Annotated in this window: 19 protein-coding genes and 1 pseudogene; 9 read left to right on the top strand and 11 right to left on the bottom strand. The window is 63.1% G+C overall.

All coding sequences use genetic code 11. From position 1 onward, the window contains the following. Positions 1 to 16 precede the first annotated feature (16 nt). Positions 17 to 463 carry an OsmC family protein gene (locus tag NP503_RS07735; RefSeq protein ID WP_127270581.1) on the top strand — a complete coding sequence of 149 codons (447 nt, stop codon included), beginning with the start codon at positions 17 to 19 and terminating at the stop codon, positions 461 to 463. 16 nt (positions 464 to 479) lie between these two features. Then, on the top strand, positions 480 to 866 hold the full coding sequence (locus NP503_RS07730; protein ID WP_127270583.1) for a nuclear transport factor 2 family protein: 387 nt from the start codon (positions 480 to 482) through the stop codon (positions 864 to 866). An 87-nt stretch (positions 867 to 953) separates the two neighbouring features. On the opposite strand, the gene NP503_RS07725 is transcribed toward NP503_RS07730, so the two are convergent. From NP503_RS07725 to NP503_RS07695, 7 genes are all read right to left on the bottom strand, one after another. Continuing rightward, on the bottom strand, positions 954 to 1,565 hold the full coding sequence (locus NP503_RS07725; RefSeq protein ID WP_127270585.1) for a LysE family translocator: 612 nt from the start codon (positions 1,563 to 1,565) through the stop codon (positions 954 to 956). An 81-nt stretch (positions 1,566 to 1,646) separates the two neighbouring features. Next, a complete protein-coding gene (locus NP503_RS07720; RefSeq protein WP_164749099.1) occupies positions 1,647 to 1,970 on the bottom strand; it encodes a YkgJ family cysteine cluster protein in 324 nt (107 codons plus the stop codon). A gap of 52 nt (positions 1,971 to 2,022) precedes the next feature. Next, positions 2,023 to 2,187 carry a hypothetical protein gene (locus NP503_RS07715; RefSeq protein ID WP_127272632.1) on the bottom strand — a complete coding sequence of 55 codons (165 nt, stop codon included), beginning with the start codon at positions 2,185 to 2,187 and terminating at the stop codon, positions 2,023 to 2,025. 1 nt (position 2,188) lies between these two features. Next, positions 2,189 to 2,596, bottom strand: a complete 408-nt coding sequence (locus NP503_RS07710) for a hypothetical protein (protein WP_013532398.1) — start codon at positions 2,594 to 2,596, stop codon at positions 2,189 to 2,191. Beyond that, positions 2,596 to 2,823 (bottom strand): hypothetical protein, encoded by a 228-nt coding sequence (locus tag NP503_RS07705; RefSeq protein WP_013532399.1) that lies wholly within the window; start codon positions 2,821 to 2,823, stop codon positions 2,596 to 2,598. Before NP503_RS07705 ends, NP503_RS07710 begins: the two co-directional genes overlap by 1 nt. Positions 2,824 to 3,186: 363 nt before the next feature. Then, on the bottom strand, positions 3,187 to 3,396 hold the full coding sequence (locus NP503_RS07700) for a cold-shock protein (RefSeq protein ID WP_010915421.1): 210 nt from the start codon (positions 3,394 to 3,396) through the stop codon (positions 3,187 to 3,189). 425 nt (positions 3,397 to 3,821) lie between these two features. Further along, positions 3,822 to 4,475 (bottom strand): glutathione S-transferase family protein, encoded by a 654-nt coding sequence (locus NP503_RS07695; protein WP_164749554.1) that lies wholly within the window; start codon positions 4,473 to 4,475, stop codon positions 3,822 to 3,824. A 199-nt stretch (positions 4,476 to 4,674) separates the two neighbouring features. Here NP503_RS07695 and NP503_RS07690 point away from each other — a divergent pair, with 199 nt between their 5' ends. Continuing rightward, entirely contained in the window at positions 4,675 to 4,854 is a 180-nt protein-coding gene (locus NP503_RS07690) for a CsbD family protein (RefSeq protein ID WP_027037831.1), read from the top strand. A 57-nt stretch (positions 4,855 to 4,911) separates the two neighbouring features. Here the strand turns inward: NP503_RS07690 and NP503_RS07685 are convergent, their stop codons facing one another. Continuing rightward, the gene (locus tag NP503_RS07685; RefSeq protein ID WP_164752202.1) at positions 4,912 to 6,042 is read right to left on the bottom strand and encodes a metallophosphoesterase; all 1,131 of its coding nucleotides are present in this window, start codon (positions 6,040 to 6,042) and stop codon (positions 4,912 to 4,914) included. A gap of 109 nt (positions 6,043 to 6,151) precedes the next feature. Here NP503_RS07685 and NP503_RS07680 point away from each other — a divergent pair, with 109 nt between their 5' ends. After that, entirely contained in the window at positions 6,152 to 6,745 is a 594-nt protein-coding gene (locus tag NP503_RS07680) for a hypothetical protein (protein ID WP_127272746.1), read from the top strand. A gap of 64 nt (positions 6,746 to 6,809) precedes the next feature. Here the strand turns inward: NP503_RS07680 and NP503_RS07675 are convergent, their stop codons facing one another. Further along, positions 6,810 to 7,490 carry a TetR/AcrR family transcriptional regulator gene (locus NP503_RS07675; protein WP_127269335.1) on the bottom strand — a complete coding sequence of 227 codons (681 nt, stop codon included), beginning with the start codon at positions 7,488 to 7,490 and terminating at the stop codon, positions 6,810 to 6,812. Between the two features lie 96 nt (positions 7,491 to 7,586). On the opposite strand from NP503_RS07675, the gene NP503_RS07670 reads away from it, so the two are divergent. After that, positions 7,587 to 8,366 (top strand): NIPSNAP family protein, encoded by a 780-nt coding sequence (locus NP503_RS07670; protein WP_127269331.1) that lies wholly within the window; start codon positions 7,587 to 7,589, stop codon positions 8,364 to 8,366. On the opposite strand, the gene NP503_RS07665 is transcribed toward NP503_RS07670, so the two are convergent. After that, on the bottom strand, positions 8,363 to 9,175 hold the full coding sequence (locus tag NP503_RS07665) for an alpha/beta fold hydrolase (protein ID WP_127269332.1): 813 nt from the start codon (positions 9,173 to 9,175) through the stop codon (positions 8,363 to 8,365). The genes NP503_RS07670 and NP503_RS07665 overlap by 4 nt on opposite strands. 8 nt (positions 9,176 to 9,183) lie before the next feature. Then, positions 9,184 to 10,122 (bottom strand): choline ABC transporter substrate-binding protein, encoded by a 939-nt coding sequence (choX, locus tag NP503_RS07660; protein ID WP_127272782.1) that lies wholly within the window; start codon positions 10,120 to 10,122, stop codon positions 9,184 to 9,186. A gap of 81 nt (positions 10,123 to 10,203) precedes the next feature. On the opposite strand from choX, the gene betI reads away from it, so the two are divergent. The 4 genes and pseudogenes from betI to NP503_RS07640 all read left to right on the top strand — a co-directional run bounded on the left by betI (position 10,204) and on the right by NP503_RS07640 (position 13,946). Beyond that, the gene (betI, locus tag NP503_RS07655) at positions 10,204 to 10,842 is read left to right on the top strand and encodes a transcriptional regulator BetI (RefSeq protein WP_127269334.1); all 639 of its coding nucleotides are present in this window, start codon (positions 10,204 to 10,206) and stop codon (positions 10,840 to 10,842) included. Between the two features lie 481 nt (positions 10,843 to 11,323). Then, positions 11,324 to 12,721 (top strand): class II fumarate hydratase, encoded by a 1,398-nt coding sequence (gene fumC / locus NP503_RS07650; RefSeq protein ID WP_127272767.1) that lies wholly within the window; start codon positions 11,324 to 11,326, stop codon positions 12,719 to 12,721. 235 nt (positions 12,722 to 12,956) lie between these two features. Then, positions 12,957 to 13,375 (top strand): annotated as a pseudogene (locus NP503_RS07645) (DoxX family protein). Positions 13,376 to 13,529: 154 nt separating this feature from the next. Next, on the top strand, positions 13,530 to 13,946 hold the full coding sequence (locus NP503_RS07640) for a DoxX family protein (RefSeq protein WP_127272143.1): 417 nt from the start codon (positions 13,530 to 13,532) through the stop codon (positions 13,944 to 13,946). Positions 13,947 to 14,144 lie beyond the last annotated feature (198 nt).

Genomic DNA, 14,144 nt, shown 5'->3' with positions numbered 1-14,144 from the left:
CCAAGGGAGAACGACAATGACAATTCGTGAAGCCTCGGCCAAATGGCAAGGCACGCTGAAGGAAGGGGCGGGCCGGCTGCGGCTCGGCAGCGGCGTCTTCGAAGGCGCCTATTCCTTCCCGTCGCGCTTCGAGAACGGTCCGGGCACCAACCCGGAAGAGCTGATCGCCGCAGCGCATGCAGGCTGCTTCTCGATGGCGCTGAGCGCCATACTGGGCGGCGCCGGCCATGTTGCCCGCAATATCCACACGATCGCCAAGGTGCATCTCGGCGCGACCGCGGCCGGGCCGACGATCACCCGTATCGAACTCGAAACCGAGGTGGAGGCCGCAGGACTCGCCGCAGATGAATTCGAGCGCCTTGCACAGTCCGCCAAGGCGGGCTGCCTCGTCTCGCGGGCCCTTGCCGGCGTGTCTCAGATCACCCTCAAGGCAACGCTCGTTGAAGCCACCAAAGGCCAATGAAGCCAGGAGGAAGAAGATGACACAGGAGCTTGTCATGGACGCAACCGCGTACGATCTGTCCCAGCAGACGGCCGAGATCATGCGGCGCTACAACGACGTATTCCAACGCCATGATCCCTCGGCACTCGCCGAACTGGTGGCTGAGGATTGCGTGATCGAGAACACCGCGCCGGCGCCGGACGGCGCTCGTTTTGCCGGACAAGCGGCGTGCGTCGGGCTTTGGACGGCGATCGCGACTCAGGCCGGCACGCGCTTCGATGTCGAGGAAACCTTCGTTGCCGGCGACCGGGCAACGATCCGCTGGCGCTATTTCATGGCCGACGGCAATTCGCTGCGCGGCGTCAACCTCATGCGCGTGACCGACGGGCGGATCGTCGAAGCGATGGGCTATGTGAAGGGGTAGCGCGCCCGAGCAATTTCCCAAAGGGCATCGCCCGGAACAGCGCAACAAGGCGAGCGGATCAGCAAGACTGAGCCGCTCCCCGTGGCTCTACCGATCCGCCAGCGCCAGCTTCGCGCCAAGCATGACGAAGGCGCCGGCGAAAGTCCGGCGCATCCAGGTCAACACCATTGGCCGCGAGACGACGTGGCTGCGGATCGAGGCGGCGAAGATGCCGTAGCCGACGAAAACCACGAAGGTCAAAAGCATGAAGACGGAACTCAGCTCCAGCATCTTCGACAGCGCGTTGGGCTCCGTGGTGCTGACGAATTGCGGCAGGAAGGCGAAGAAGAAGATCGAAAGTTTCGGATTGAGCACGTTGACGAGGATGCCGGTGGCAATCACCTTGCCGGCCGAACGCGGCGTCACATCCTGGTCGACGCTGAGGCCACCATTTTCCTTGAGTGTGTTCCAGGCCATGTAGAGCAGGTAGGCGACGCCGAGATATTTCAGCGTCTCGAAGGCGAGCGCACTGGTGTGCAGCAGCGCCGCCAGGCCAGTGATGGCAGCGGCCATGTGCGGGATGATGCCGAGCGTGCAGCCGAAGGCGGCGATGACGCTGGCTCGCGCACCGCGCGAGAGGCCGGCGCTCAGCGTGTAGAGAACGCCGGTGCCGGGCGAAGCCACGACAATCAGGGACGTCAACAGAAATTCGATGCTCACGATGGTTCCTCCGGCACCCTACCCAACCAGGAAGGTATCGGGCTGCGGGTCGGCGCACAAGCGGAGGCGATTGGAGATTGGCTACACCGGTAACCCGAGCGCCTGGCGTGCCATCAGGCACTCCTCGTCGCCGGGCATGCAGGCGCGACAGACATCCGGCCGGACGTCGTAGATGCCGCAAGCGGTCGACTTGCCGATCTCGCCGGACAGCGCCGAGCAGCGCACGCCCTCGCAGCGCATGCCTGACAGGTCAGATGCGACATATTTTTCCGGGATACGGTCGAGCTGTGCGTCATCCTCGGTGGAAAAGCGCGGCCACTCGGCCGAATAGGAACAGCAGGCACCGCAGCTTTGGCAATCGAAGGTGCCGTGTTGCGACGACAAAACGCTCGCGGCGGCCCCCAGGGCGGACAGCCCCGGCGCGGCGGGGTTTTGATCGGCGTCTTGCGGCAAGGCGCTATTTCTTCTTAGCCGTCTCGCCCTTCGAATCCGCCGGCGACTTGAACAGATCGGTCGCGGCCTCGGTGGCGTCGCCGGCTTTCGGCGCGGCAACCGGCTTGGCCGGTTTTGCCGCAGCACCCGAGGCTGCCGTCTGATCCTTGGAGGAGAATTTTATGGCCATGTCAGTCCTCGTCGGCGAAGCGCGATGATGGGGCGCGCGGATTGCGCAGGCGGCCGATCAGCGCCGAAACGGCCGTGATGTTCATTTCCTCGGGCGACCAGTTTTTCACCGCCTCGATGTGATGGGCCGCCAGCTCGCGATGCGTGCTGCCGCTGTAGGCGGCGTCCTGATAAGTCACCCGCTCATGGGTCTTGGCGTCTTCGCGGACATATTCGATCAGGTAGTTCGGGCATTCGGCGCGGCCACGCACGCCGACGCGCACCTGGGCATCACCGTGGGCACGCTTGCAGCGTTCGAGCTTTTCCAGCACACGCCGGACGAATTCGACCGGCTTGTCGAGGCCTTCGACCATATCGGCAATGGTTGCGTCGGCGGCGATCGGTGTTGGCGGTACGCGTTTGGTAGCCATCAGCGTCTTCCGGCCCGCTTCGGCAAAGCGGCTAGCGCGGCGGCGGCGGCCATCTCGTCGGCCTCCTTCTCCAGCCGCAATTCGCGCAGACGCGCGGTCTTGGCTTCACGTGCCTCGCTGACGGCGTCGCGCTCGGAATTGATGCGGTTGAGCGACATCGACTGGGTTTGCGTCTTGCTGAACAGGGACACGGCCTGATCGACGGTTGTCTTTGAACTGGTGGTCAAATCTTTCTCCTGTCAGGAGCCTGTGCCGATGGAGCGAGACCGGGTCTTCGGTCAGGATCACGCACAAAGCAATACGCGCGGCGAATTCAAATTGCTGGAGCGTCCCTTAGCACGTCCAGGCCGGCGCGCAGCGCACTTTCGGCGGCAAGGCGCGCAAAATGAAAAAGGCCAGGCACCGCCTGACCTTCATGGAGCGCCGCGCAACCAGATGACATCCAAAAAGGATGCACCCGGGGATGCACGAACGCCCTTCTCATGCGCATGATATGCCGTGGAAACTCAGGTCTCCGCGGCCATGCGCCCGAATTCGCCACTCACCGGTGCCAGTACATCCGTGGTCACCGGGAGAGCTGAATTCTTTTTTCAGGCCGCCTTCAACTGGTCGGCGGACATCTTGCCCGACTTGTTGTCGCGGACCATCTCGTAGCCGAGCTTCTGGCCCTCGACGATGTCGCGCATGCCGGCGCGCTCTACGGCCGAGATGTGGACAAAAACGTCGGCCGAGCCGTCGTCAGGCTGAATAAAACCAAAACCTTTGGTGGCGTTGAACCATTTAACTGTGCCGGTGCTCATGACGAACCCTTTCCATGGCAAATATTCATTCGACGCCATGCGGATGCACAACGTTCGTTTGTCCCGATTTTTGATGTGGGAAGTTCGTCAAAGGCGCGCTCGAAAGCGCGGATAACAAAAGTCAGTCAAACAAATATCGACGATTTGCTTATAGGCTTCTTTTGGCGCGCTGTCAAATTTGCATAAAGCCACAGCTGCGGAATTCTCCCAAACCACCTGGCCAAAAACCTTGCATGACGGCAAATCGGACGCCAAACAGCGCGCTTGCGCCAACTTGAGAAAAGTTTTCCGGCATCCAGGAACCATCTGCGCAGACGCGCATTTATTCGGTGTCATCAGCAGTTCATGAGAGCAATCGAATAACAGTTGATGGCAAAGACGCCCCCCGCACGATAAAAGGTGCGAGGGGCGTTTTCGTTTGGATCCTATTCGTCCGGACCGGGTTCCGGCCACGTCTCCCTGGCCGCCTCGGCATACCAGTGGCGCATCGCCGGCGTTGCCAGCACGGCGTCGACATAGGCGCGCGTATCCGGCGCCAGCGTGCCGCCATAGGTGTCGAAACGGGTGACGACAGGCGCATACATGGCATCGGCCGCGGTGAAGTGGCCGAACAGGAACGGGCCGCCCTTGCCGTATTTTTCCCGGCACTGGCGCCACAGCGCCTCGATGCGGGCGCGTTGCGCCTCGCCCTCGGCGTCGAGCGGCTTGTGGGCCTTGGGCCGACGCAAATTCATCGGCCAGCCATAGCGAACCTCGCGAAAGCCGGAATGCATCTCGGTCGCAGCCGAACGCGCCAGCGCACGGGCGTCGATATCGGCCGGCCAGGGCTTTTTTTCGGGAAACAGGTCGGCGAGATATTCAAGGATGGCAAGGGTTTCCCAGACGATCTTGCCACTGTGATTCAGCACCGGCACCTGACCTGTCGGCGACACTTTCGCCAGATTGGCAAAGGTTTCAGGCGTGCGCAGCCGCACGAAACCTTCCTCGAACGGGATCTCCAGATGCCTCATCGCCAGCCATGGCCGCAGCGACCATGAGGAGAAACACTTGTTGCCGATATAGAGCGTAAATTCTGCCATTTTTCTCCCCGCACGCTCGGCCATCCAATATCCATGGTCGACGTGTGTTCACAGCCTAGCCCACCAGCCTTGCCCCAAGGCGGCGGCCGCGCGACCTGATCTGCCGTCCGGGCGACGCCTGGAACCTAACCGACGCCGGCTCGTTAGCTACCCGCAAATGAATTCCCCTGAATTCAAAAATCCCAGGAGATGCGCAAAAATGGTGAACAAGGATCAGGTTGCGGGCGTGGCCAAGCAGGTCAAAGGCTCGGTCAAGGAAGCCGCGGGCAAGGCGACCGGCAACAGGCAGACCCAGGCCGAAGGCACGGGCGACCGGATCGCCGGCAAGGTGCAGAAGGCCTATGGCGACGTCAAGGACAAGGTCAAGAAGGCGCTCTGATCCGACATCGAGAAACGCGCTTTATCGAGGGAAAGGCGGCCGCGAAGGCCGCCTTTTTCATGTGCTCCAGCCCTTGCTGAAAGCATTGGTGAAGGCAACCTCGCCATGATCGCCGGTCGCCTCGCCCAGCACCACGTCCATGCCGTCGCTGGTCACCCTGGCCAGCGCGAAGCCGCCCATATAGGCAGCCTTCGGCTTGAACAGGTCGATCCCGTCCCTGCGATAGATCAGCGGCGTTTCGTGCTGGTGGCCGTGGAAAATGCCGACGACATTGTAGCCCTTCAGCGCCGCCAGCAACGCCTGCCGGTCGGCCTCGCTCCACCAATGCGGCGCACCGGTGCCGTCATCATCGAAGTCGCTCTTGGCGGCATCCCAGCGTTCCACCGAAAAAGTGTCCCAGCCATAATGCTGGAACAGGACGACCGGACGGCCGTCCGCCGCATAGGTCGCCAGGTCCTGCTTCAGCCATGGCAGGCTGCTCTCGGCGCCGTGGCCGGTATCGCCGGCGAAACGATGCGTCTGGATCAGATGCAGGCCGCCCCAGTCCCAGGAGTAGCAGTCGGTGTCGACATCATAGTCGGTGGCCGGCACCGGCGGCTTGAAGAACACGCCGGCGCGATGGTTGACCTCGACATAGTCGCGCAGTTCGCGCCGGTACCAGTCGACATGGTGCGGCGGCCCGTTCTGGTCGAGATCATGGTTGCCGAGCCCGACATAGACCGGCATGTGCACGCGATCCGGGCCGACGCCCTGGATGTAGCGCTGGCTGAACTGGAGCAGTTGGGTGCCCTCGCTCGGCTGCGTGATCTGGCCGCCGCCATCGTCGGTGACGTCGCCGCCGACGACGAGGCCGAGCGGCGTGCCTATCTTGCCGGCGGAACGCAGGCCGGTGGCGACGCCATTGATCTCGGCCGGCCAGTCCTTGTCGCCAAGCGCATTCAGCACCGCCACGTTGCGCAGCAGCGCGGCGTCGGTCTTGCCTTCCTGCAGGCAGTTGGGACTCAAGCCGCTCGCCATCCGGCAGGCATGGACATCGGCGATGAACAGGAAGGTGGCGTCGATCGCCTGGACGCGTTGCCCGGTCTGGCCGAAGGCCGGCCGCGGCAAGGCGCCGGCCGCGGCAAATCCCGCAGCCTGTACCAGGAAGTTGCGTCGGGAAAACGATCCAGTCGAAAGGCGATTCATCATCTGCTGATTCAGCATGGACAGCAGCCGGTCGTCCAGCGCCTCTGCGCCATCATCGACATGACGCCATGGGTCTGGCATGTCTCGCTTGCGCGAGCGGAGGAGGACGAAAATGAAAGCCGCAGCTATCTGCATGATCCTGGCCGCGATGTTGTGCGCGAGCACCGCGCATGCCGCCGGTTGCGTCGATGCCAAGTCCGCCAGGAAGGGTTTCGTTCTGGCGAGACCCGGCATCCAGAGCGAATTTCGGCCCGTGGCCGGCGGGATGATGTCGGTTGCCAACACCTACGAATCGCAATCGCCCCAAACCCAATATCTGTTCGCCGGCCTGATCGAGGTGTTTCGCGACAGCGACACCGGCCGGCAGGCGATGATCCCGTTTTCCGATCTGCGAAAGCTGTTCCCGCTGAAGGCGGGGGCAAAGGCCACGATAGAGTTCGTCGAGTTGTCGCCGAACAAGCCGCCGAAGGGCACAAAGACGCTGAGCCTTGTCGTCAAGGGCAAGGAGACATTCCGTCTGGGCGACTGCAAATACAATGTCCTGGCGGTCAAGGAGACCTTCAAGAACGGCGACGGCGAGACGCTGGATTCATTCACCGCCCTTTATGCGCCCGATCTGCAAGCCGCGCTCGCGCGGCGCTACGATGAAGGCACCGGTTCGGAATCCGTCAACGGCTACGAGACGATCAAGCCGCTGGCCGAGTAGCTGAACCAGAGCCCGGCGTTCCCCACCTCGCCCGGCATCGGATGAAGAACGCAGCGCCGCAAAGTCAAGAGGTTCTCGGCCGTGGCAGTATCCTGTTGCGTCGCCTGGCTGCCAATCCGCCCTGCGATGGCGACGGCGCGCTGCGCTCCAGCCCCGCCAGGCAATCCCGCAGCACACCGGCATCCTGCGCCGTCTTGGCCATCGACATGGCCCCGGAATAGGCGGCGACCGTCAGCGCGGCGAAGCGTTCGGGGTCCGTGCCCTCGTCCTTGCCCGCCTGCTGGTCGGCACGCAGCTTGTCGGCAATCGCGCGCCGCCACCCGGCAAAGATACCGGCAAGGGCAAGGCGGAAATCGGGATCGGCAAGCGACAGTTCGTGCGCCAGATTGTTGAGCGGGCAGCCGCGCACGAAACCCTGCTGCTCCAGTTCCGCCGCCACGGCCTCGAACACGGCGCGCACGCCCTCGCGCGCCGATGCCGCCGCCAGCACCGGCGCGATCCATGTCTCTTCGACCGCTGCCGCCACACGCTCGTCGATCACAGCCAGCGCCAGCGCCTTCTTGGTCGGGAAGTGGTGATGCAGCGCGCCGCCGCTGACATCAGCCGCCGCCATCAGGTCGCCGATGCTGGAGGCGTGATAGCCGCGCGCCTGGAACGCATCCTCGGCGACATCGAGCACTTTCTTGCGCATGCCTTCAGGGTCGTTGGTGCGTTTTCCCGGGCGCGGTTTTGGCTGGACGGTCATCTCTGCTGACATTGCCGAACTTTAGCATGTTGACAAAACAGGACAACCGGTCTGTTTTACAAAACAGGACGATCACCCTGTTTTGGAGAATGTCGGATGAACCTGCCCCAGAACGTCGCGACGAAACCCTCAGCGCTCGCTTCGCCTGTCGTCGAGCTTCGGCAATACACGCTGAAGCCTGGCCGGCGCGACACGCTCATCGGCATCTTCGACGGCAGGCTGATCGAGGGCCAGGAGGACGCCGGCATGACCATCATCGGCCAGTTCCGGGACCTCGATCGGCCTGACATGTTCGTCTGGATGCGCGGCTTCGACGGCATGGATGCGCGGAAAAATGCTCTCGCCGCTTTTTATGGCGGGCCGGTCTGGGCGGCGCACAGCGATGCGGCCAACGCAACGATGATCGATTCCGACGATGTGCTGCTGCTGAAGCCGGCGTGGCCCGCCGCCGGCTTCGACCTCGCGGGCAAGCAGCGGCCAAGCCTGGCCGATGACGAAAAGCCCATTCAAAACAAACCGCTGACCGGCATCGTTGTCATCGAGATTCATCATTTGCAGCCCGGCACAGAGGCTGATTTCGCCACTCGCTTCGAGACTGAGACGGCGTGCCTGATGACGGCCGACGCACGCCTGCTCGCCGCTTTCGTTACCGAGCATGCCGAAAACAGTTTTCCGCGCCTGCCGGTACGGGCTGATGAAAACGTCTTCATCAGCGTCATGGGTTTTGCCAGCACCGAGGCGCATGCCCGCCACCAGGCCGCCCTCGCCGCTTCTCCGGCATGGCAGGATTTTTGGCAGGCCGCGCAGCTCGGCCTGACCAAACAAACGGAGACTTTGCGGCTGTTGCCCACATCGCAATCATTGGTCGGGCGTTAGACTTCAAATGCCTCGATGATCGCCTTTGCGACAAGGACCGGATCTTCCCAATGCGGGTTGTGGCCACAACTCTCAGCCCGAACGAAGACGGCTTCGGCAAGAGCGGATTGCAACGCCTGCTGGTGCGCCGCGCCGAACAGCGGGTCGCAGGCGCCGGCGATGATCAGCGTCCGGGCCTGCACGACTCGTGCCGAGTCGGTCAGGTCGGCGCGGCGGATTTCCTCGAGAATCGCGCGCCAGCGCGGGGTCGGCATCGCCGAGGCCTCTTGCGCCAAGCCGGCGAGAAAGGCTGCTGGCACGTCGGTACGACAGGCATGCCACCAGGCATAGAACGGATCGGTCGGCGATATCGGGTCGCGCAGGGCCTCGACGCTCACCACCAGCGGATGACCCGGCGCGAAATCGGGCTTCAACGTGCCGGCCAGGACCACCAGCCCGCCGATCAACTCCTTGTGCCCCGCAGCCAAAGCGACAGCCACCATGGCGCCCAGCGAATGGCCGACGACGACCGGTCGGTCGAGTTGTAAACTCTGGATCAGCCCGGCCATATCATCGGCAAGATCGGCGATGCCGCAGTTCTTGCCAGCCTGCGAGGCGCCGTGGCCGCGCAGATCCGGCATGATCAGACGACGGCCGGCCAGATATGGCGCCAGAAGCGAAAAACTGCGGCTGGTGTCGGTGAAGCCGTGCACCAACAGCAGTGCCGGCTCGGCGCCTGATACCTCGACATAGGCGATGTCGAGATCGCCGACAGTGACGAATTGCTTGCGGCCGGACCAGGCGCCCTGCTCCGGCAAAGCATCAAGCACCGCCGCTCTCACAGACCGAGCTTTTCCTTGACCGCGGCGAGGCCGGGTTGGCCGTCGAAGGTGGTGACGCCGGCGAGCCAGGCGTCGAGGCGGCTTTTGTTGGCCGTGATTGCCTTCAGCGCGCCGTCCTCCGGCTTCATGCCGTCATTGATCAGATAGCCCATGCCGACATTCTCGAAATCGATGTCGAAGGCGAGATTCCTGAGGAATTGCGCGACGTTCGGGCATTGCTCGAGATAGCCCTTGCGCACCTGCGTCGTCACCGTCGCGGCGCCGAAGTTCGGGCCGAAGAACTTGTCGCCGCCGGTCAGGTACTTGAAGTCGTACATCGTGTTCATCGGATGCGGCGCCCAGCCCTGGAAGACGATGAACTGCTTTTCCTTGATCTCGTAGCCGACCTCGGAAAGCATGCCGGCTTCGCTGGACTCGACCACTTGCCAGCCGTCCAGGCCAAAGGCGGGATCGGCGATGGCGTCCATCATCAACTGGTTTGAACCGGGCTCGATGCCGTACATTTTCTTGCCGAACTTGTCGGCGAATTTGTGCAGGTCGGAAATGTCCTTGACGCCGGCATCCCAGGCGTAGGTCGGAACGGCGAAGGTGTATTTGGCGCCCACGAGATTGACGCGCACATTTTCGACCGAGCCGTCCTTCTTGTAGGGCTCGTAATAGGTGACCATGGCCGGATCCCAGTAGCCCAGGAACAGGTCGAGGTCCCTGTTCTTCATGCCCTCGTAGATGACGTTGATGCCGAGCACCTGGCTTTGCGGCTGATAGCCGAGCGCCTCCAACAGGACGTTGGCGACCCCCGTGGTGAAGGCAAGGTCGTTCCAGCCGGGTTCGGCCATGCGGACCGTCCTGCACTCTTCGGCCTCGGCCGCCTGGGCCGCATGAGAGGCCAACATGAGGGCGGCCAAACAGACGCCGTTTGCAAGGATGCGCAACATTTCGGTTCTCCTCATTCGTGAAATTGACCAATCGGTTTTTTTATTGTCCCATGGGTCAATTCTTGATCTGAGCGGACGAAAATGTCAACGTGGATTCGAAATGCATGGACCAATCCCGTGAAACTCAAGCGTCTCAGTGAGATACGCCGCAAGGAGCTGCGGCAGGCGGCCTTCGTGGTTCTGGAGCGCGAGGGCATTGCCGGCGCGACCCTGGAAAAAGTGGCCGCTCAGGCAGGTGCCTCCAAAGGCATCGTGCTGCACTATTTCCGCAACAAGCAGGAACTGTTCGAGCACGCGATGCGCGAAGCCAATGCCGTCCTGTGCCAGGCGGTGATCGCGCGGCTTCGCCGGGCGCGTACGCCGATGGAGCGCATGGATGCGGTGATCGAGGGCAATTTCGAGGAGCATCTGTTCCAGCCGCCTCTGTGCCATGCCTGGCTGTCGCTCTGCGCCGAGGTGCCGCGCGACGAGAAGATGGCCCGTATCCAGCGGGTGATCCATGCGCGCATGCGCTCGAACCTGTTGTCGGGCCTGCACGGCCTCGCCTCGCCGGCGGATGCCGACGACATCGCGCTTGGCGTCACGGCGCTGATCGACGGGCTTTGGCTGCGGCTCGGCCTGCAACCGGGCAGCGTCTCGCGCGAACAGGCCGTCCGCCAGGTCAAGAATTATGTCGCGGGCCGGCTGGCCCTGCGGGAGCTTGCGACCACCGGCGCGTAACCGGCCTCGGCTGGCCTATCGAATGGTATTCCTGAGATGTCTGCCCGGCACGAACCCCACCCCTAACTTGCCGGGGCGAGCCACGGGTCTCGCCCGTCCTTCGGACCCCCACAAGGGGGAGGGAGATCTCCGTCGGCGCTTACCTAGGCAAATCGCCTGTCTTTTCGGCGCCAAAGAAGAATTTTAAAGGCGCGCGGCAGCGTTCCCTCCCTCTTGTGGGGGGGCTAGGGTGGGGGTCCTCCTTCGCAAGAATCCCCCGCCTTTGAGGGGAGATGGCAGCAGGCGTGGGGCGCCAGCCTCTTCCGGCGGCGATAAGAGGTCACGCCCGGTCGAACCGACCCCCTCTGTCGCCTTCGGCGACATCTCCCCTCGAGGGGGGAGATCACCTTCAACCGATTTGCATCAATCCCCTCCGCAATCTCCGCTTGAAGCCGTTTGTGCAACGCGATACGCCGTTGCCGACTTCGACAAGGAGAGACCCGTGACCGCTGCAAATACCAGAACCGAAACCGACACGTTCGGTCCCATCGAAGTTGCCGCCGACCGGTACTGGGGCGCGCAGGCGCAGCGTTCGCTCGGCAATTTCAAGATCGGCTGGGAGAAGCAGCCGGCGTCGATCGTGCGCGCGCTGGGCATCGTCAAGCGGGCGGCGGCCGAAGCCAACATGGAGCTCAAGCGGCTTGATCTTTCCATCGGCAAGACGATTGTCGAGGCGGCGCAAGAGGTCATCGACGGCAAGCTCGACGACCATTTCCCGCTGGTGGTCTGGCAGACCGGCTCGGGCACGCAGTCCAACATGAACGCCAATGAGGTGATCTCCAACCGTGCGATCGAGATGCTGGGCGGCGTCATGGGTTCCAAGAAGCCGGTGCATCCCAACGATCACGTCAATATGAGCCAGTCGTCGAACGACACCTATCCGACGGCCATGCACATCGCCTGCGCCGAACGCATCGTGCACGATCTGTTGCCGGCGCTGAAGCATCTGCACAAGGCGCTCGCCGCCAAGAGCAGAGAGTTCAATCACATCATCAAGATCGGCCGCACGCACACACAGGACGCCACCCCGCTAACGCTTGGCCAGGAGTTTTCGGGCTATGCAGCGCAGGTCGCCTCGTCGATCAAGCGCATCGAGCTGACATTGCCCGGCCTGCAGGAGCTGGCGCAGGGCGGCACCGCCGTCGGCACCGGCCTCAACGCGCCGGTCGGCTTCGCCGAAAGGGTGGCGGATCGCATCGCCAGCATTACGGGCATCGCCTTCGTCACCGCGCCGAACAAATTCGAGGCGCTGGCGGCCCATGATTCCATGGTGTTTTCGCACGGCGCCATCAATGCGGCGGCCGCCGCACTGTTCAAGATCGCCAACGACATCCGTTTCCTCGGTTCCGGCCCGCGTTCGGGCCTCGGCGAGCTGTCGCTGCCGGAAAACGAACCGGGCTCGTCGATCATGCCGGGCAAGGTCAACCCGACCCAATGCGAGGCGCTGACGCAGGTCTGCGTGCAGGTGTTCGGCAACAATGCGGCGCTCACCTTCGCCGGCAGCCAGGGTCATTTCGAGCTCAACGTCTACAACCCTCTGATGGCCTACAATTTCCTGCAGTCGGTGCAGTTGCTCTCCGACGCCTCGGTCTCCTTCACCGACAATTGCGTTGTCGGCATCGAGGCCCGCGAAGACAACATCAAGGCGGCACTCGACCGCTCGCTGATGCTGGTGACGGCGCTGGCGCCGACCATCGGCTACGACAATGCCGCCAAGATCGCCAAGACCGCGCACAAGAAGGGCACCACGCTGCGCGAGGAAGCGCTCGCCACCGGGCTGGTCAGCGAAGCCGATTACGACCGGCTGGTGCGGCCGGAGGACATGACGCATCCGGGGTAGTCAATTCCAGGAAAAGTGTCTTGCGGTTTTCGGTCCGGAATTGCGTCAACCAAAAGCCCGGTATTTCGTGACGGGAGAATTTACTTCCGTCACGACGTGACCCGAAGCGAATTTTGCGCAGGCCGCCCGATCACGGAACGTAAGTACTGTGAACAATGTGTCGCCAGTCTGGTGGCTTTGGTGAACAGTCGGCTTGCTCTATCTCCCCGGTATCAACCCATCCCGGAGAGCCACAATGTCCATCAACACTTCAGTCGCCGGTTCCGGCGCATCCAATGCCTCGACCACCATCCTCCTCGGCCGCGTCCTGCTTGCCGTCATCTTCCTGCTTTCAGGCTTCGGCAAGCTGACCGCCATCGCCGGCAGGCGGGCTATTTCGGTGCCCTCGGCCTGCCCTTGCCGACCGTAACGGCCATTGTCGTCGGCCTGATCGAGCTTCTCGGCGGCCTCGCCATCCTCGTCGGCTTCAAGACCCGGATTGTTGCCTGGGTGCTGGCGATCTTCACCGTCGCCACCGGTTTGGTCGCCCATACCGGTTGGGCCGACCAGATGCAGATGATCCAGTTTCTCAAGAACCTCGCCATTGCGGGCGGCTTCCTCGTGCTGGCTTCCTCGGGCGCCGGCGCCTATTCGATCGACGCCAAGCGCGGCTGAGCCAAAAACTGGCAATAGCCGAACAAAAAGCGGCGCGGAATTTTCCGTGCCGCTTTTTCGTTATCGGTGTATGCCCGCCGATCTGCTGGCCGGAGTTTTCTGCTAGGATAGGGGCTATCGGGACGAAGCCGGCCGGCGGCCGAGGGAGGTGAACATGCCCCGCAACGCGCTGCTCCTGCTCTCCCGGCTGCTGCTCGCCGCCCTGTTCGTGCCCTCCGGTTTCCAGGCATTGAGCGACATAGCCGGCACCACAGGCTATTTCGTAAACCTCGGCCTGCCGCTGCCGGCACTTGCCGCCTGGGGCACGGGACTGTTCGAAGTGATCGCCGGGCTGCTCGTCCTGGTCGGTTTCCAGACCCGGATCGCGGCGCTGCTGCTCGCTGCCTTCTGCATTGCCGCCGGGTTCATCGGCCATTACGGCCAGGGCGGCGGCGACGCGATGCTCTCCTTCCTGCACCAGCAGATGCTGATGAAGGACATTGCGATATCAGGCGGATCTGTTGCGCTGGCCATGGCCGGTGCGGGAGCCTGGTCGGTCGACGGGCGCGGCCATCGCATGTGGAATTCCTGAGATGTCTGCCCGGCACGGACCCCCGCCCCTAACCCCTCCCCACAAGGGGGAGGGAGACTTCCGTTGGCCGACCTAGGCGAATCGCCTGTCTTTTCGGCGCCAAAGAAGAATTAGAGGCACGCGGCAGCGTTCCCTCCCCCTTGTGGGGAGGGCTAGGGTGGGGGTCCTCTTCGCAAGAGTCCATGGCCCTGCGTCGAC

The organism is Mesorhizobium sp. SEMIA396 (genome assembly GCF_024518615.1).
Taxonomy (GTDB): Bacteria; Pseudomonadota; Alphaproteobacteria; order Rhizobiales; family Rhizobiaceae; genus Mesorhizobium.
The sequence above is the reverse complement of the archived record's forward strand: the minus strand, read 5'-3'. Positions and strand labels throughout refer to the sequence as shown.